Annotated in this window: 15 protein-coding genes; all 15 read left to right on the top strand. The window is 61.6% G+C overall.

From position 1 onward, the window contains the following. The first annotated feature begins 411 nt into the window (after positions 1 to 411). Entirely contained in the window at positions 412 to 876 is a 465-nt protein-coding gene (gene mraZ, locus FKG95_RS27355; RefSeq protein WP_246116922.1) for a division/cell wall cluster transcriptional repressor MraZ, read from the top strand. Next, positions 873 to 1,895, top strand: coding sequence for a 16S rRNA (cytosine(1402)-N(4))-methyltransferase RsmH (rsmH, locus tag FKG95_RS27350; protein ID WP_281281510.1), 1,023 nt, complete (start codon positions 873 to 875; stop codon positions 1,893 to 1,895). Before mraZ ends, rsmH begins: the two co-directional genes overlap by 4 nt. 2 nt (positions 1,896 to 1,897) lie before the next feature. After that, positions 1,898 to 2,332: a cell division protein FtsL gene (gene ftsL, locus FKG95_RS27345; protein WP_142899645.1), complete on the top strand. Its 435-nt coding sequence runs from the start codon at positions 1,898 to 1,900 to the stop codon at positions 2,330 to 2,332. Then, on the top strand, positions 2,329 to 4,146 hold the full coding sequence (locus tag FKG95_RS27340; RefSeq protein WP_142899644.1) for a peptidoglycan D,D-transpeptidase FtsI family protein: 1,818 nt from the start codon (positions 2,329 to 2,331) through the stop codon (positions 4,144 to 4,146). The genes ftsL and FKG95_RS27340 overlap by 4 nt, the downstream gene beginning before the upstream one ends. Next, complete coding sequence (locus FKG95_RS27335) at positions 4,133 to 5,641, top strand: UDP-N-acetylmuramoyl-L-alanyl-D-glutamate--2,6-diaminopimelate ligase (protein ID WP_246116921.1); 1,509 nt, start codon at positions 4,133 to 4,135, stop codon at positions 5,639 to 5,641. Before FKG95_RS27340 ends, FKG95_RS27335 begins: the two co-directional genes overlap by 14 nt. Continuing rightward, the gene (locus tag FKG95_RS27330) at positions 5,638 to 7,086 is read left to right on the top strand and encodes a UDP-N-acetylmuramoylalanyl-D-glutamyl-2,6-diaminopimelate--D-alanyl-D-alanine ligase (protein ID WP_142899643.1); all 1,449 of its coding nucleotides are present in this window, start codon (positions 5,638 to 5,640) and stop codon (positions 7,084 to 7,086) included. The genes FKG95_RS27335 and FKG95_RS27330 overlap by 4 nt, the downstream gene beginning before the upstream one ends. Continuing rightward, entirely contained in the window at positions 7,076 to 8,164 is a 1,089-nt protein-coding gene (mraY, locus tag FKG95_RS27325) for a phospho-N-acetylmuramoyl-pentapeptide-transferase (protein WP_142899642.1), read from the top strand. Before FKG95_RS27330 ends, mraY begins: the two co-directional genes overlap by 11 nt. A 4-nt stretch (positions 8,165 to 8,168) precedes the next feature. Then, entirely contained in the window at positions 8,169 to 9,617 is a 1,449-nt protein-coding gene (gene murD / locus FKG95_RS27320) for a UDP-N-acetylmuramoyl-L-alanine--D-glutamate ligase (protein WP_142899641.1), read from the top strand. After that, on the top strand, positions 9,614 to 10,738 hold the full coding sequence (gene ftsW / locus FKG95_RS27315; RefSeq protein ID WP_142899640.1) for a putative lipid II flippase FtsW: 1,125 nt from the start codon (positions 9,614 to 9,616) through the stop codon (positions 10,736 to 10,738). Before murD ends, ftsW begins: the two co-directional genes overlap by 4 nt. After that, positions 10,735 to 11,934, top strand: coding sequence for an undecaprenyldiphospho-muramoylpentapeptide beta-N-acetylglucosaminyltransferase (gene murG, locus FKG95_RS27310; RefSeq protein WP_142899639.1), 1,200 nt, complete (start codon positions 10,735 to 10,737; stop codon positions 11,932 to 11,934). The genes ftsW and murG overlap by 4 nt, the downstream gene beginning before the upstream one ends. Beyond that, complete coding sequence (murC, locus tag FKG95_RS27305; protein WP_142899638.1) at positions 11,931 to 13,358, top strand: UDP-N-acetylmuramate--L-alanine ligase; 1,428 nt, start codon at positions 11,931 to 11,933, stop codon at positions 13,356 to 13,358. The genes murG and murC overlap by 4 nt, the downstream gene beginning before the upstream one ends. Next, the gene (murB, locus tag FKG95_RS27300) at positions 13,358 to 14,296 is read left to right on the top strand and encodes a UDP-N-acetylmuramate dehydrogenase (RefSeq protein ID WP_218940392.1); all 939 of its coding nucleotides are present in this window, start codon (positions 13,358 to 13,360) and stop codon (positions 14,294 to 14,296) included. The genes murC and murB overlap by 1 nt, the downstream gene beginning before the upstream one ends. Next, complete coding sequence (locus tag FKG95_RS27295; RefSeq protein WP_142899636.1) at positions 14,293 to 15,228, top strand: D-alanine--D-alanine ligase; 936 nt, start codon at positions 14,293 to 14,295, stop codon at positions 15,226 to 15,228. The genes murB and FKG95_RS27295 overlap by 4 nt, the downstream gene beginning before the upstream one ends. Beyond that, on the top strand, positions 15,225 to 16,094 hold the full coding sequence (locus FKG95_RS27290) for a cell division protein FtsQ/DivIB (protein ID WP_142899635.1): 870 nt from the start codon (positions 15,225 to 15,227) through the stop codon (positions 16,092 to 16,094). Before FKG95_RS27295 ends, FKG95_RS27290 begins: the two co-directional genes overlap by 4 nt. A gap of 80 nt (positions 16,095 to 16,174) precedes the next feature. After that, positions 16,175 to 17,446 (top strand): cell division protein FtsA, encoded by a 1,272-nt coding sequence (ftsA, locus tag FKG95_RS27285; protein ID WP_142899634.1) that lies wholly within the window; start codon positions 16,175 to 16,177, stop codon positions 17,444 to 17,446. Positions 17,447 to 17,481 lie beyond the last annotated feature (35 nt).

The following is a 17,481-nucleotide window of genomic DNA, read 5'->3' as shown; positions in this document are numbered from 1 at the left end:
AGACGCCAAGAGGCAGAAAGAGCCCTGTTCTTTTGCTTCGGTAGCGCGCAAATCCCGGTTTTGGTGTCGTTCTGAGAATTGTCCGAAGATTGCTTCTGTACTGGCAAATTGGATGATCAGAACATAAAGTGAACACAATTAATCCACATTCTTAGTACAAACTTCTGCCACCCGGTAAGTGAAGACAAGTTTAAGGAGGAAAAACGATACTGCCATAGGCGTAAAAACGACTGTTAACCCTTTATTAATGCGCATAGTTTTACTTGCGTACCATTGACACCCATAAGAACCCATGATATCCCAAACTGTCCCAATGGGCACTTAGGGCACTTCGTGCGTCCAAAAATGGGGTCCGGATGTCCGGAGCTGGGTTTGTGAATGGAGCGGCAATCGCCGCAGGAGTAACGGGTCGTGGTGTTCATTGGCACCTTCGAGAACAAGGTGGATCGCAAGGGGCGTGTTTCCGTTCCTGCGACGTTCCGCCAGGCGCTCGCGTCCCAGTCCTATAACGGCATCGTGGCCTTTCGCTCATACCGCGCGGACGCCATCGAAGCCTGCGGCATGGATTTCATTGAAAAATTAAACGACCAGGTTTCGAGTTACGATTTTTTCTCGGAAACCCAAGACGATCTGGCGACCATGATCTTCGCTGATTCGCTGCAGCTGCCTTTTGACAGCGAAGGCCGGATCATTCTGCCCGCGCCCTTGATCGAGCATGCCGGCATCACCGAACGCGCCGCCTTTGTCGGCAAAGGTCGGCAGTTTCAGATCTGGCAGCCGGCCGCTCTTGAAGAGCAAAAAGCCCAGGCCCGTGAGCGGGCGCGGCAGCAGAACCTAACCGTTCCCATGGGAGATAGCGGAGGCGCCGCAAAGTGACGGAGCCACGTTCAAAGACATTCGCAGCCAAGCAAGACGCCCCGCACATCTCTGTCATGCTGCGCGAGGTGCTGGCCGCACTCGCCCCCCGCGACGGGGAAACCTATACCGACGGCACCTTCGGCGCCGGTGGTTACAGCAGTGCGATTCTGGAGAGCGCGGATTGCCGTGTCGTTGCAATCGACCGGGATGTCACGGCGATCAGGGCCGGCCAGGAAATGGTCGCGCGCTTCAACGGCAAGCTTTTGATTGTCGAAGGCTGCTTCGGAGATATGGACAGTCTCTTGCAACGGGAAGGCATCGATAAAGTCGATGGCGTGGTCCTGGATCTCGGCGTTTCCTCCATGCAGCTCGACCAGGCGGAACGCGGGTTTTCATTCCGCTACGACGCCGAACTGGACATGCGTATGGAGGGTTCGGCAGACAGCGAGCGCCCGAGTGCTGCCGACGTGATCAACAGCCTGTCCGAAGGCGAGCTCGCGGACATTATCTTCCACTTCGGCGAAGAACGCCGGGCCCGTCAGGTTGCCCGCGCGATTGTCAACGCACGGCGCGAGAACCGCATCGAGCGGACCGGCCAATTGGCTGACATCGTTCGTAAAGTGGTTCGCCCCGCGGGCGGAAAGAAGCGCGACGACAACATCGACCCGGCAACCCGCACCTTCCAGGGCCTGCGGATTTACGTCAATGACGAACTGGGCGAACTGCATCGCGGCTTGCGCGCTGCAGAGCGCTTGCTGGCCCCTGGCGGACGCCTCGTGGTGGTCTCGTTCCACTCATTGGAGGATCGCGCCGTTAAGCGGTTCCTGATCGAACGCTGCGGCGCTGCACCACGCGGTTCGCGGCACCTGCCCGCCAACAACGACGATCGCTCCCCGGCAGCGACCTTTGAATTGCTGTTCAAGGGCGCAAAGGGTCCGGCGGACGACGAAACTGCCGTGAACCCCCGCTCCCGTTCGGCCCGGCTGCGCGCCGCACGGCGCACTTCAGCGGCCCCCTGGGTGGAGGAAGCCGCATGAGCATGAACAAGCTAGCCCTCTGTGCCTGGCTGGCAGCCTGCGCTCTGTCGATCTGGTTCGCCTTTCATATCAAGTACAAGGTTCAGGAACTTGAGACCGAGCTGGGGATCGCCCGCGCCGAAATGCAGCAGGACAGCGAAGCGATCCGGGTGCTCGAGGCGGAATGGAGCTTCCTGAACCAGCCCTCGCATCTGGCGGATCTGTCCGAACGTCATCTGGATTTTGCGCCACTTCTTGCCGAACAGGTTGTGCATCTGGACGACCTGCCGGTTCGCGAATCTCAGGTGAGCGACAGTCAGGACAGTGAAGGTCTGGAAGACATTATCGAAGAAATTCTGCGCAATGCACCTGAGCCCCCGAAGAAGGCCGGTAACAGCGACAGCAATGGCAACGGTAAACGCACTGTGCCTCTGATGCGGACGGGGGCTTCACAATGACAATCCACGTCAACCCCTCGGACCGCCTCGACGGCCGCGGCAAGACACGCGCCGCATCCGATACCGAACAAACGGGCGCAGCCTGCAATCCCTGCGGGTTGGACCGGCACATCGATCACTCCGCCTACACGGTTCTGGATGGAACCGTGAAGCAGGCGTTGGAGGTTGGCAAAACCCGTCTGATCGCGACTGGATTGGTCATCTCCGTGGCGTTCTTCGCGATCGGCGTTCGGCTTGTCGATCTCACTCTGCTGCAGGGCAATACGCGTACAGCATCCAGCCAGACGGCGAAAAACCTGCCCGGCACCGCGGTGCGTGGCGATATTGTCGATCGCAACGGCGTCATTCTCGCCACCAGCCTTCCGACCGCTTCGCTTTTCGCCGATGCGCGTCTCGTACCCGACGCCGAGTTTGCCGCGCGCGAGCTGCAGAAAATTCTGCCGGGCAAGTCGCGGGCGGAGTTGCTCGCGAAACTAAAGTCCGGGAAGCAGTTCGTCTGGCTTCAGCGGCATCTGACACCGCGTCAGCAGTCACAGATCAACAGCCTTGGCATCCCGGGCCTGAACTTCCGCCGCGAACAAAGGCGCTTCTATCCGCACGGCGCACTGACCGCGCATGCAGTCGGTTTTACCTCGATCGACAACGAGGGTTTGGCGGGCGTCGAGCAGTCTTTCGACGACATGCTGAACGGCACGGACGACCCGCTGCGGCTCAGCCTGGATGTCCGAATTCAGCACATCATGGCCGAAGAACTCTCGGCCGCCATGGCGGAGTTCAGCGCGATCGGCGCTGCCGGCATGGTCTACGACGTGCAGAACGGCGAAGTCGTCTCGATGGTGTCGCTGCCGAGCTACAACCCCAACGAAGCCGGCAGCGCCGTCGACGACGCGCGCTTTAACCGGGCGACGCTCGGCGTTTACGAAATGGGTTCGGTCTTCAAGCTCTTCACCGCAGCGATGGCGTTGGATGAAGGCATCATCAGGATAAGCGACGGCTATGACACAAGCGACCCGATCCGGGTCGGCCGCTTTACGATCAGGGACTACAAACCCAAGAACCGCTGGCTCTCGATCCCGGAAATCCTGATCTATTCGAGCAACATCGGCACCGTGCACATGGCCATGGAAGCAGGAACTTCCAAGCAGAAGGCCTTTCTCTCGAACCTTGGCCTCACCCGCCCTGCCAAATTCGACATTTCGGAGATCGGTCACCCTCGCCTGCCCAACAGATGGCGAGACGTGAACACCATGACAATCTCCTTTGGCCATGGCATCGCCGTGAGCCCTCTGCAGCTGGTGCGCGCGGCCGGCGCGCTGGTGAACGGCGGCGAGCTGAAACAGGCAAGTCTGGTAAAGCGTTCCGACGACGAGACGGTTCCCGCGACCCGCGTCATCAGCGAGCGTACATCTCAGCAAATTCGCCGGCTCATGCGATTGGTGGTCTTGCATGGCACGGGCCGCAAAGCGAACGCCGAGGGCTTCATGGTTGGCGGCAAATCCGGGACCGCCGAAAAGATCCGGGATGGCCGTTACGTCAAGAACGCACGGATGTCGTCGTTCCTCGGCGCCTTCCCTATCACAAATCCACGCTACGTCGTCTTCGCCATGATCGATGAACCGAAAGGCATCAAGCGGACCCATGGCTTCGCAACAGGCGGGTGGGTTGCAGCACCGGTCATCAAACGTTTGGTCGAGCGTATGGGTCCCCTGGTTTCGATCGAACCGATCGAAGACCACATCGCCGACGACCGCATCGAACAGTTCCTGGTTGACGTAACGGCACGGTCGGGAGGGCACAGCCTTGCGTCTCAGTGAACTGACCAGAGATTGGCCGCAGCAAGACCCGCACTCGGTCGCACCGCCCCTGGTGGGACCCGACGTCGAAATCACAGGTCTGGCAATCGATAGCCGGCAGGTTAAACCAGGGTACCTCTTCGGTGCCCTGCCTGGCTTTCAGGTGGACGGTCGTGAGTTTATCGGTCAGGCCGTGAAACAGGGTGCGGTTGCGGTCCTCGCGGCAAGCGGTACGGAATTGAAAGACGACGCCGGCAGCGTCAGTCTGGTTACGGATGACAACCCGCGCCGTGCGATTGCCATCATGGCGGCGCGGTTTTATGGGTCTCAGCCCCATGTGATCGCGGCCGTTACGGGAACGAACGGCAAAACTTCAGTCGCCACTTTCACGCGCCAGATCTGGCAGCAACTGGGATACGAGGCCGCCAGTCTCGGGACCCTGGGTGTCGAGCCGGAACGGCCGAATGCGCCGGCGGCTCTGACCACACCCGACCCAGTCGAGCTGCAGCGTTGCCTGGCGGAACTGGCGCGCGACGGCTTCGACCACCTGGCCATGGAAGCATCGAGTCACGGTTTGGACCAGTCCCGTCTGGATGGTGTCGCCGTCACCGCAGCCGCCTTTACGAACCTCTCCCGGGATCACCTCGACTATCACGGCGACATGGCGCAGTACTTCGCGGCCAAATGCCGGCTTTTCGACAGCCTCCTGGTACGAGGCGGCACAGCGGTTCTGAATGCCGACATTCCAGAGTTCGCGAAGCTTGCGGCGATCTGCGAGCGGCGCGATCTCCGCATCCTTTCGTTCGGGAGTGAAGGACAGGACATCAAGCTGATCGAACGCACACCTACCGCCGCTGGCCAGCGGCTCACAATCGAGATTTATGGCAAAGCGCATCAAGTCACTTTCCCGGTCGCCGGGTCTTTCCAAGCCTGGAATCTGCTGGCGGCCCTCGGACTTGTGATCTCCGGCGGCGTTAAGCCTGAAGACGCGATCTCAGCGGTCCCGGCCCTCTCGGGCGTTCCAGGCCGCGTCGAATATGTCGGCAACAGCCCGGCGGGCGGCACGGTTTATGTCGATTACGCCCACACACCTGATGCGCTTGAGACCGTCCTGACCGCCCTGCGTCCGCACTGCGATGCGCGGCTCTGGGTTGTGGTTGGCTGTGGTGGTGACCGCGATCCGGGGAAACGCCCGATGATGGGCGAGGTCTCGAACCGCCTGGCGGATGTCGCAATCATCACGGACGACAATCCGCGCAGCGAAGATCCTGCCCGCATTCGCGCGGCGATGATGGCTGCAGCCCCTAATGGGCGCGAGATCGGCGACCGACGCGAAGCGATCTTCAGCGCGATCCGGGACATGACCGAGGGCGATCTTCTGGTGGTCGCCGGCAAAGGGCACGAGAGCGGCCAGAAAATCGGCGATGAGGTTCATCCCTTCGATGACCGGGATGTCGCCCGCGAAGCGATCGCGGCGGCGGCCGCGCCCAAGCCGGAGGGGAGCGGGGTTCGATGAACACTCAGCCACTCTGGACCTCGAACGAAGTTGCTTCGGCGACCGGCGGCACCAACACCCGCGATTGGCAGGCCAGCGGTCTTTCCATCAACACCCGCACCATCGCGCCAGGCGAACTCTTCATCGCCCTGCAGGGACCGGTCTTCGACGGTCACGACTTTGTTGCTGACGCTTTGGCCAAAGGCGCCGCCGGCGCTCTGGTGCATCGGCGTCCCGAGAACCTCGACGATGATGCCCCTCTGTCTCTGGTGGACGATACTCTCGGCGCGCTGTGGCGTCTCGGTGCCGCGGCCCATGACCGCAGCTCCGCAAAGTTCATCGCGGTCACCGGCAGTGTTGGAAAGACCGGCACGAAGGAAGCGCTGCGCAGCTGTCTGGGGCCGCAAGCGGCGACCTTCGCGAGCGCAAAGAGTCTCAACAACCACTGGGGTGTTCCCCTCTCGCTGGCGCGCATGCCCCGCGACACCGTCTACGGGGTCTTCGAGCTGGGCATGAACCACCCCGGCGAAATCCGGGAGCTGGTGCGGTTGGTCAAGCCGGATGTGGCCATCATCACGACGATTGCCGCCGCGCACCTTGAGTTCTTTGAATCCCTCGAAGCCATCGCCGATGCGAAGGCAGAGATCTTTGAATCTTTGAAACCTGACGGCACCGCCATCCTGAACATCGACAATGCCCTCTACGATCATCTGGTCAAGCGTGCCAAAGAGACAGGCGTCAAAACGATCGTGAGTTTCGGCCGGGACGCAAAAGCGGATAGCCGCCTGATCAAGTTCTCGGCCGGAGAGCACGGCAGCGATGTCACGGCGCTCATCGGCGGGCAGGAGTTGAGCTATCACGTGGGCCAGCCCGGCGAGCACTGGGCGATGAACACGCTCGCGGTTTTGACCGCTGTCCATGCCGCCGGGGCGGATGTAAAGCGGGCCGCAGCCGCGCTCAGCGACCTTTCGGCGCTGGCCGGACGCGGCGAGCGCCACCGCATCGACGGCCCTAAGGGTAAGTTCCTGCTGATCGACGACGCTTACAACGCCAATCCGGCATCTGTGCGCGCCGCCATTTCGCTCCTCGCACAGAGCGCGCCGGAGAAGGGTGGCCGCCGCATCGCGGTTCTGGGCGATATGCTCGAACTGGGAAAGACGGCCGGCAAGCTTCACAGCGATCTCGTTCAGCCGCTCGTGGAGGCAAAGGTCGATCTTGTCTTTACCTGTGGCCGCCACATGCAGTCACTTCATAAAAATCTGCCAACCAAAATGCAGGCTGTTCATGCCGAAGACTCAAGCGCTGTGGCTCCGCTGGTATCGGATGCGGCGGCAAAAGGAGATGTCGTTCTGGTAAAGGGTTCTTTGGGCAGTCGCATGGCGGTTGTGATCGAAGCATTGAAGGCATTGGGTGCTTCCCGTTCAGACAGCGGAGCCGGAAGCACGGGAGGCCAGGATGCTCTTTAATTTCCTCGTCCCGCTGTCCGACGATTTCTTTGTCTTTAATCTCTTTCGATATCTCACGTTCCGCAGCGGCGGTGCGGTGATCACGGCCCTGGTGATCAGCTTCATCCTAGGCCCGAGAATCATCTCCTGGCTGAAATCCAAACAGGGCGAAGGCCAGCCCATCCGTGAAGACGGTCCTGAAGGTCATCTGCTGACCAAAAAGGGCACGCCGACCATGGGCGGCTTTCTGATCCTGATCGCGATCACGGTCTCAACCCTGCTCTGGGCTGATTTGACCAATGGTTACGTCTGGTCCGTGCTGCTTGTCACCGGCGGTTTCGGCATGATCGGCTTCGTCGACGATTACCTCAAGCTCACCCAGCGCAACACAAAAGGCCTCCCCGGCCGAGTCAAGCTGATCGCGCAGATCATTATCGGTGCCGCCGCGACCTTCTGGGTGATGCAGCTCAGCCCCGATACTATGGCGACCCATCTTGCGGTGCCCTTCTTCAAGAGCCTTCTGATCAATCTCACCTGGTTCTTTTTGCCGTTTGCGATCCTGGTCATGGTGGGTTCGTCCAACGCCGTGAACCTGACCGACGGATTGGACGGCCTGGCGATCGTTCCCGTGATGATCGCAGCCGTCTGTTTCGCACTGATTGCCTATCTGGTCGGAAACTCCGTCTTCGCGGAATACCTTCAACTGCATTTCGTTCCCGGCAGCGGCGAACTCGCGGTCTTCTGTGCTGCTCTGGTGGGTGCCAGTCTCGGGTTCCTCTGGTTCAACGCCCCGCCCGCCATGGTCTTTATGGGCGACACCGGTTCTTTGAGCATGGGTGGCGCGCTCGGCAGCATTGCGGTCGTGACCAAGCACGAACTGGTGCTGGCGATCATTGGCGGTCTCTTCGTTCTGGAGACCGTGTCGGTGATCGTGCAGGTTGCCTCCTTCAAACTGACCGGCAAGCGGGTGTTCCGCATGGCACCCCTGCACCATCACTTTGAAAAGAAGGGCTGGGCGGAACCGACCATCGTCATCCGTTTCTGGATCATTGCCATGATCCTCGCAATCGTGGGTCTCGCGACCCTGAAGCTGAGGTGAGATAATGGCGCAGATCGATCTCGGTTTCTTTGGTGGTTTGACGGTGGCGGTGCTGGGTCTCGGTAAGTCCGGACTTTCGGCTGCGCGCGCGTTGAGCTCCGCCGGAGCCGAGGTCTGGGCCTGGGACGACAACAAGGACAGCCGGCAGCGTGCCGCTTCCGAGGGCCTGCCGATTGTCGATCTGCATGACTGCGACTGGAGTCAGCCGGTCAGCCTGATCCTCTCCCCCGGCATACCCCACAGCTTCCCGGCGCCCCATGAGGTGGTCGAGCTTGCGCGTCACAGCGGCTGTGAAATCATCAGCGACATCGAACTTCTGGCCCGCGCGCAACGGGGCGTTCGCTTTGTCGGCATCACCGGCACGAACGGCAAATCGACCACGACCACCCTGATCGGGCATATCCTGAAGCAGGCGGGCCGCCCGGTCGCGGTCGGCGGCAACCTGGGTGTTCCAGCGCTCGAATTGGAGGCCTTGACCCAGGACGGAATTTACGTTCTGGAAATGTCGTCCTATCAGCTTGAGATCACCCGTTCGATCACCTTCGACATCGCCGTCCTCATGAATATCAGCCCCGATCATCTGGATCGGCATGGTGGCTTCGACGGTTATGTCGCAGCGAAGAAACTGATATTTCATCGCCAGGCACGGCCTTGCACGGCAATCGTCGGCACAGACGACGATACCTGTCGCAAGATCTTCGAGGACCTGTCCGAAGCGAATGAGCAAAACATCGTTCCCATTTCCGGCAGTTCCGCCGTCAAGGACGGTGTGTACGTCGCTGGTGGCATTCTGATCGACAACAGCCAAGGCGACGAAGAGCAGGTTCTTGACCTTCGTGACCTTCCGAACCTGCCAGGCGAGCACAATGCACAGAATGCGGCAGCCGCTTATGCCGTGGCCGTCACGCTGGGTGTAAGCCGCGTGCAGATCGTCGAAGGCCTCAAGACCTTCGGCGGCCTCGAGCACCGGCAGGAGATGGTGGCTGAGATCGACGGCGTGCGCTATGTCAACGACTCCAAAGCCACCAACGCGGACGCCGCCGCCCGCGCGCTTGCCTGCTATGACCTGATTTACTGGATCGCAGGCGGCCGCGCCAAGGAAGGTGGCCTTGACGGTCTCGAGAGTTTCTACCCGCGCATCGCGGAAGTCTTCCTGATTGGCGAAGCCGAAACCGCCTTCGCCTCGGTGCTTGAAGGACGTTTCCCCGTGAAACGTTGCGGCACCCTGGCGAAGGCGGTGAGCGCTGCAGCCGCAGCGGCCAAAGCCGCTCATACACAGCAAGGCTCTTCCCCGGTCGTTCTGCTTTCCCCGGCCTGTGCGTCTTTCGACCAGTTCCCGAGTTTCGAAGCGCGTGGCACGGCCTTTAAGGCTGCAGTGGCAGAACTTCATGGATCGCAGCCTGCCAACGACGACGGTGCCGCTGGTCAATCGGTCGGAGGCGATGCCGCATGAGTAGTTTCGCCCGCACGGATACATCTGTCCTCGGACGTTGGTGGTGGACGGTCGATCGCTGGACCCTGATCGCGCTGGTCATTCTGATGGCGCTTGGCGGCGTATTGATGCTGGCGGCTTCGCCCGCTGCTGCGGATCGGATCGGCATCGAGTCCTTCCAGCTTGCCCAGCGTCAACTGGCTCTTCTGCCTTTTGCCCTGATGATCGTCGTCGGGGCCTCGCTGCTTTCCCCGCGCGGCGTGCGCCGCTGCGCAGTGATCGGATTGCTCTGCACCCTGGTGCTGTTGCTGCTGACCCTGCTGGTCGGCACGGAAATCAAAGGCGCGTCACGCTGGCTCAACATCGCCGGCTTCTCATTGCAGCCATCCGAGTTCGTGAAGCCTTTCTTCGCGGTCACCATTGCGTGGTTCCTGGCAATGGCCAAGAACGATCCGAGTGTGCCCGGACTGCCGATTGCCGTTGGTATCTGGCTGGTCATCGTCTCGCTTCTGCTCCTTCAACCCGATCTCGGCCAGACCGTTTTGATCACAGCCATTGGCGGCATCCAGCTCTTCCTGGCAGGCCTGCCCATCCTCTGGGTGGGCCTGTTAGGCGCGCTCGGCATCGCTGCCCTGATCGGCGCATACTTCAGCCTGCCTCACGTCGCGGCGCGCATCGACGGCTTCATGGATCCATCCGCCGGCGACCGCTACCAGATCAACCGCTCCATGGAAGCCTTCATGAATGGGGGCTTCTTCGGACGAGGTCCCGGCGAGGGTACCGTAAAAGCGCATCTGCCCGATGCCCATTCAGACTTCATCTTTGCCGTCGCGGGCGAGGAAATGGGGCTTATCGCCTGTCTGGTGATCGTCAGCCTCTTTGCCTTCGTTGTCCTGCGCGGCTTCACGCACATGCTGCGCGAAAGCAGCCTCTTCGTCATGCTGGCCTGCAGCGGCCTGCTGGCGCAGTTCGGCCTGCAGGCCCTGATCAACATGGGTTCCGCGTTGCACCTGATTCCCACCAAAGGCATGACCTTGCCCTTCATCAGCTACGGCGGGTCCTCCCTGCTCGCTCTGGCGATGGGGATGGGCATGGTTCTTGCCCTGACGCGGCGGCGGGTTGGCATGGGGGAAGCGATATGACGTTGCAGAACCCGCGCCGCGTCATCCTTGCCGCCGGCGGCACAGGCGGACACCTATTCCCCGCCGAAGCCCTGGCGCAGGAGCTTCTTGCCCGCGACATCGAAGTGCTTCTGGTGACAGATCAACGCGGCGGCGGCTTCGGCAACAAACTGCCCAATGTCAAAACACTACGCATTGCTGCGGCAGGTATCGCAGGCGGCGGAGTCTTGCGGAAAGTAAAAGGCGTCATTCAACTCGGCATCGGCTATCTGCAGGCGCGCAAGATCCTGAAAGCGCAACGGCCTGATGCAGTGGTCGGGTTCGGTGGTTATCCCTCCGTTCCCACGGTCCTGGCAGCCGCGCACCTGGGTCAGCCGGTCATCCTGCACGAACAGAATGCCGTGTTGGGGCGGGCGAACCGTCTCTTGGCACGGCGCGCCAACGCAATCGCGACATCCTTCGAAAAAGTGGATGCAATCTCGAAAAGCGACCTGAACAAGGTCGTGCGTACCGGAAACCCGGTCCGCGCGGCAATTGCCGCGGTCGGCGCCGAGACCTACGAGTCGCCGGAAGGCTCGGATGTTTTCCGGCTGCTGGTCATCGGCGGCAGCCAGGGCGCTAAGGTCTTCAATGAATTGGTCCCCGGCGCAGTCGCGCTTCTACCAGAAAGCCTGCGCGCACGTCTGGCGGTGATGCAGCAGGTTCCCGGCGGCGAGATCGAGAGAGTCACGCAAGAGTACGACGACAGCGGCGTGAAGCACGAGCTGGCCGCCTTCTTCAGCGACATGCCGGAAAGGCTGAAATCAGCGCACCTGATCATCTGCCGCTCCGGCGCCTCGACGGTTTGTGAACTGGCCGCTGCCGGCAGGCCTGCAATCCTGGTGCCCTACCCTTACGCGATCGACAATCATCAGACCGCCAATGCCCAGGCTTTGACCAGCGCCGGCGGCGGCTGGCTGATGCCGCAGGGCACCTTGACCGCCGAGAGTCTGGCGCAACGCCTGCGTTGCCTGCTGTCTACGCCTGCCCTTCTCAAACAAGCCTCTCAAGGCGCGGCCTCTTGCGCTGAGAACAATGCGGCGGGCCGCCTGGCGGATGTCGTCTGCGGCACCTTCCAGGGCACGGCCGGCAAGAGCCTGAACGGCGACACCAGCACCGCGGAGTCGGAGCAACGCGCGGCTGAAAACAAAAACACCAATAGGGAGGCCACGGCATGAAGGTCCTGCCTCTCGACATCGGCATCGTTCACTTCGTCGGCATCGGCGGCATCGGCATGAGCGGCATCGCCGAGATTCTTCATAATCTGGGCTATCAGGTTCAGGGCAGCGATATCGCGGAAAGCGCGAACGTCCAGCGCCTGCGCGACATGGGCATCGACATCAAGATCGGGCATCGGGCGGAAAACGTCGAGAATGCCAAGGTCGTGGTGGTCTCCTCCGCCATCAAGCTGGAGAATCCGGAAATCGCCGCCGCACGCGAGAAGTTCGTGCCCATCGTCCGGCGCGCCGAGATGCTCGGTGAGTTGATGCGTCTGAAGTGGTCGGTTGCCGTCGGCGGCACCCACGGCAAAACCACCACCACGTCCCTTGTCGCCGCCCTGCTCGACGGTGGTGACTTCGATCCCACCGTGATTAACGGCGGCATCATCAACGCCTACGGTACCAACGCACGTCTGGGCGCGGGTGATTGGATGGTGGTGGAAGCCGACGAGAGCGACGGCACCTTCACCAAACTGCCGTCCACGATCGCTGTGGTGACCAACATCGACCCGGAACATCTGGATTTCTATGGTTCGGTCGAAGCCCTTCACGAAGCCTTCGAAACCTTCGTGAAGAACATTCCTTTCTACGGCTTCGCCGTTGTCTGCATCGACCATCCGGTGGTGCAGTCCCTGATCGGCCGTATCCAGGATCGCCGTTTGGTGACTTACGGCACCTCTCCGCAGGCAGATGTCCGCGCGACCGAGCTCAGCGTTGCCGGAGTCGAGACCCGGTTCGATGTCATCATCACCAGCCGCAGCGGTGAGGAAAGCCGCACCATCAGCGCCTGCAAGTTGCCCATGGTGGGAGAGCACAATGTTCTGAACGCCCTGGCCGCGATTGCCGTCGCCGAAGAGATGGGCATGTCGGACGAAGCGATCCGAGAGGCCCTTGCAAGCTTCGGCGGCGTTAAACGGCGTTTCACCAAGACCGGTGTCTCAGGCGGCGTGACCATTATCGATGACTACGGCCACCATCCGGTCGAAATCTCGGCGGTTCTGAAAGCCGCGCGCCAGGCAACGGACGCGCAGGTGATCGCCGTCGTTCAACCCCATCGCTACACCCGCCTGCGCGATCTTTTCGAAGACTTCTGCAGCTGCTTCAACGATGCCGACCATGTGATTGTCGCCGATGTCTACGAAGCCGGGGAGCAACCGATTGAGGGCGCGAGCCGGGACGATCTCGTGGAAGGTTTGCGTGATCGCGGACACCGCCACGTCTCAGCCTTGCCGAGCTCTGACGCACTTGCTGAAATGATCCGTGACATTGCGAAGCCGGGCGACCTTGTCGTATGTCTCGGCGCCGGCAACATCACCGCCTGGGCGCACGCGCTCCCGAAAGCCCTGGACGCACTCTCAGATCAGGGAGGCGCAGCGGGATGATGGCCACAGCACAGACCCCCGATACGCCGCTTATCGACCGCCTGCCTGAGGTGCGCGGGCGCTACAGTGTCAATGCGCCCCTGAACGGTGTGACCTGGTTCCGCGTCGGCGGACCGGCTGAAGTCATGTTCCGCCCCGCGGACCGGGACGACTTGATTGCCTTTTTGCGCGACAAACCCGAGGACGTGCCGGTCACGGTGTTTGGCGTCGGCTCAAATCTGCTGGTACGGGACGGCGGCATTCCCGGTGTGGTGCTGCGCCTTGGCCGCGGCTTCGCCGACATCTCCCGCGATGAACAGGACATGCTCTGCGGTGCTGCGGCGCTGGATCTGAACGTCGCAACTGCCGCGAAGCTCGAAAGCATCGGCGGCATTGAATTTCTCTGCGGCATTCCCGGAACCATTGGCGGCGCGCTGCGCATGAACGCAGGCGCCTACGGCCGCGAGATCAAAGACGTTCTGGTCTGGGCCGAGGCGGTCGACCAGAAGGGTTTAGTCCATCGCCTGTTGCCCGCCGATATGGGGTTTGCGTACCGGAAATCCTCAGTTCCTGCAGAATGGATCTTCCTTGGCGCGCGCCTGAGCGGGCACACGGACGACCCGACCGTGATCGCCACCCGCATGAGCGAGATCCAGATCTCCCGCTCCGAAAGCCAGCCGATCAGAAACCGGACCGGTGGCAGCACCTTTAAGAATCCTCCGGGCGAAAAGGCCTGGCAGTTGATCGATCGCGCCGGATGCCGCGGATTGAAACAGGGCGGCGCCATGGTTTCGGAGTTGCACTGCAACTTCCTGATCAATACGGGGTCGGCCACGGCAGAGGATATCGAAACGCTCGGCGAGACGGTGCGCGCGAAGGTCCTCGAGACCAGCGGCATCACCCTGGAATGGGAAATCCGCCGGATCGGCGTGCCGCTTCAATCAGGAGGGACAGCATGACCAAGAAGGTCACCGTGCTCATGGGTGGTTTTTCAGCCGAACGCGAGGTCTCGCTGACCAGCGGCCGAGCCTGCGTCGAAGCTTTGCGCGACGCCGGTTACGACGTCAAAGAAGTTGACGTGACACGTGACATGTCGGCCTTGATCGCAGCGCTTGATCCAAAGCCGGATGTCGTCTTCAACGCGCTGCATGGACGCTGGGGCGAGGATGGCTGCATCCAGGGCCTGATGGACATGCTCGAGCTTCGCTACACCCACTCGGGCGTGCTGGCCTCGGCTTTGGCCATGAACAAGGACCGTACCAAGACCCTGGCCGCCGAGGCCGGCATCACCGTGCCGCATGGCATCGTGGTTCCGCTCAAACGGCTGGCGGGCGAGGACGTCCTGCCACGCCCCTATGTGGCAAAACCTCTCGATGAAGGCTCCAGCGTCGGGGTCCAGATCGTCGAAGAAGGCGACAACGGTCCGGTGCTGCCCGAGAATCCCGGAAAGGCCGATGACCTCTGGCTCGTCGAGGAATACATCGCAGGCCGGGAACTGACCGTCAGTGTCATGGACGGCAGGGCCGTCGCAGTCACGGAACTGCGCCCGAAGGTCGGCTTCTACACCTATGAAGCCAAATACACCGAGGGCAAAACCGAGCACATCGTTCCGGCTCCAATTCCAGAGCAGATTTATAACGAAGCGCTGGACGCAGCCGCCAAGGTGCACGAGATCCTCGGTTGCCGTGGCGTCAGCCGCTCGGACTTCCGCTACGACGACACCGGCGGCGAGCCGGGAACGCTCTATTTTCTGGAACTCAACACCCAACCGGGCATGACCGCCCTGAGCCTCGTGCCTGAGCAAGCTGCTTACAAAGGCATGTCCTTTCCCGAGTTATGCGCCTGGATTGTGGAGTCTGCGTTTAACGAGACCGCCGGAGAAGCCGTATGAGCCTCAAAGCCAAAACGCAGCCCCGTAAGAAAGCCAAGCCGGGCCGCCGCCCGGCACGGCGCCCGCAGCGTAAGTTGCTCACCTGGCGGCGCGCGCGCATTGGCGGAATGCTGTTCGCAGCAACCGCTTTCATTGGCGGGGTATCCTGGCTCTCGATCGACGGCTGGTTCACCCGGCAGGCAGACGCCGCGGCACAAGGCTTCTACGCGCTCTCTGTCGATGCCGGTCTTGGTGTCGACGACGTACTGGTCGAAGGCCGGAACAGGACGCAAGCGGAGCGGATTCTTGAGACCCTGGGCGTGCAGCGCGGCTTCCCGATCCTGGCATTCGATCCTGAGGCCGCGAAGATCAAGCTCGAAGCTCTGCCATGGGTCAAGACCGCCGCCGTCGAACGGCGCTACCCGCGCGACGTCTATGTCCGGATCGTCGAGCGTCAACCTTTGGCATTGTGGCAACACAACGGCAACATCACCGTGATCGATCAAAGCGGCGACCTGATCCCCAACGTGCAGCCGGAAGGCTTCACCGGTTTGCCGTTGGTCGTCGGTGCCGATGCCCCTGAACACACCGCCGCATTGCTGGATGTGGTCAGCAGCGAACCGCGCCTGCACGAATTGGTAACGGCGGCCGTGCGGGTGAGCGGACGGCGCTGGAATCTGAAACTCCAGGGCGGGATCGATGTGCAGCTGCCCGAAACCGACGCGGCCGGCGCCTGGGCGCAGCTCGCCCGGATTGAACGGGAACAAGGGGTTCTCGAGCGCGACGTGGTCGTGATCGATCTCCGTCTGCCCGATCGCCTGGTGGTCCGCACCAACTCAAAGACAAAACCGAAGTCCAAGCGCAGCGCAAAGGGAGAAGAGACCTGATGTCCGAAGGTAAAGCCTCGTTCCTGCGCGATACGAAACATCGAGCCACTGCTCCAGGCTCAGCACTTGATTGATGAACGATGAATAAGCGACTGGATAAAATTCACAACGGTTTGGTTGCCGCGCTCGATGTCGGCAGCAGCAAGGTCTGCTGCTTTATCGCCAAGGTCGAAGGCAACCAGCAGCCGCGCATCGTTGGCATCGGTCATCAGGAAAGCCGCGGCATCAAGGCCGGGGCGGTTGTGGATATGGAGGAGCTTGAAACCTCCATCCTCAACGCCGTCCACGCCGCCGAGCAGATGGCCGGCGAGACCATCGACCGGGTTGTCGTCAATCTTTCGGGCGGGTACCCCGCGTCCAGTTCCGTCGGTGTTGAAGTGTCAATCAACGGTCATGAAGTTGGTGACGCCGATCTCCGCCGCGCTTTGGAATACGGTCAGGAACTGCAGACCAGCAACGGGGATTCCGAACCCGGACGTCAGTTGATCCATTCCATCCCGACCGCTTACAGCATCGATGGCAGCCGCGGTATTCGTGATCCGCGCGGCATGCACGGCGAGCAGCTCGGCGTTCATATGCACATCATCACGGCCGCCGCGGGCGCGGTGCGCAATCTGGCGACCTGTATTCGCCGTTGCCATCTCGACATCTCGGGTTTCGTGGTTTCGCCCTACGCCGCGGGCCTCTCCGCACTGGTCGAGGACGAGATGAACCTGGGCGTTACCGTCATCGACCTGGGTGGCGGCACGACGACCATCGCCGTCTTCTTCGAGGGCAACGTGATCTATACGGATGTCGCGCCGATTGGCGGCATGCACGTGACCAATGACATCGCGCGCGGCCTCTCCACACCGCTGGTCCATGCCGAGCGCATGAAGACCCTGTATGGACATGCCCTTGCCGCCGCTGCGGACGACCGCGAGATCATCGATGTTCCGCAGGTCGGCGAAGACGAGCAAAACGCAACCCAGCAGGTTCCGCGATCCCTGTTGGTGGGCATCATCCAGCCCCGTCTGGAAGAGACCTTCGAACTGGTGCGGTCCCGCCTGGAGGCGAGCGGCTTCGACAAAATCGCCGGGCGCCGCGTGGTCCTGACCGGTGGCGGCAGCCAACTCTCCGGCATAGGCGACCTGGCCGGACTCATTCTCGACAAGCAGGTGCGGATCGGACGGCCGCTGCGCGTCACCGGTCTGGCCGAAGCCACGGCAGGTGCCGCCTATGCGACCTGTGCCGGACTCCTGCTGTACGCCATTGCCTCGGACATTGCGGTGCCTCGCGATGTTCCGCAGCAGATCAAAGAACCCGGAAACCTTGTCGGCCGCGTAGGCCATTGGTTTCGCGAACATTTTTAACGAGAGCGAAGTGGTAACAACGGCGGTTCCGGCCG

The organism is Denitrobaculum tricleocarpae, assembly GCF_007004665.1.
Taxonomy (GTDB): domain Bacteria; phylum Pseudomonadota; class Alphaproteobacteria; order Kiloniellales; family Kiloniellaceae; genus Denitrobaculum; species Denitrobaculum tricleocarpae.
The sequence above is the reverse complement of the archived record's forward strand: the minus strand, read 5'-3'. Positions and strand labels throughout refer to the sequence as shown.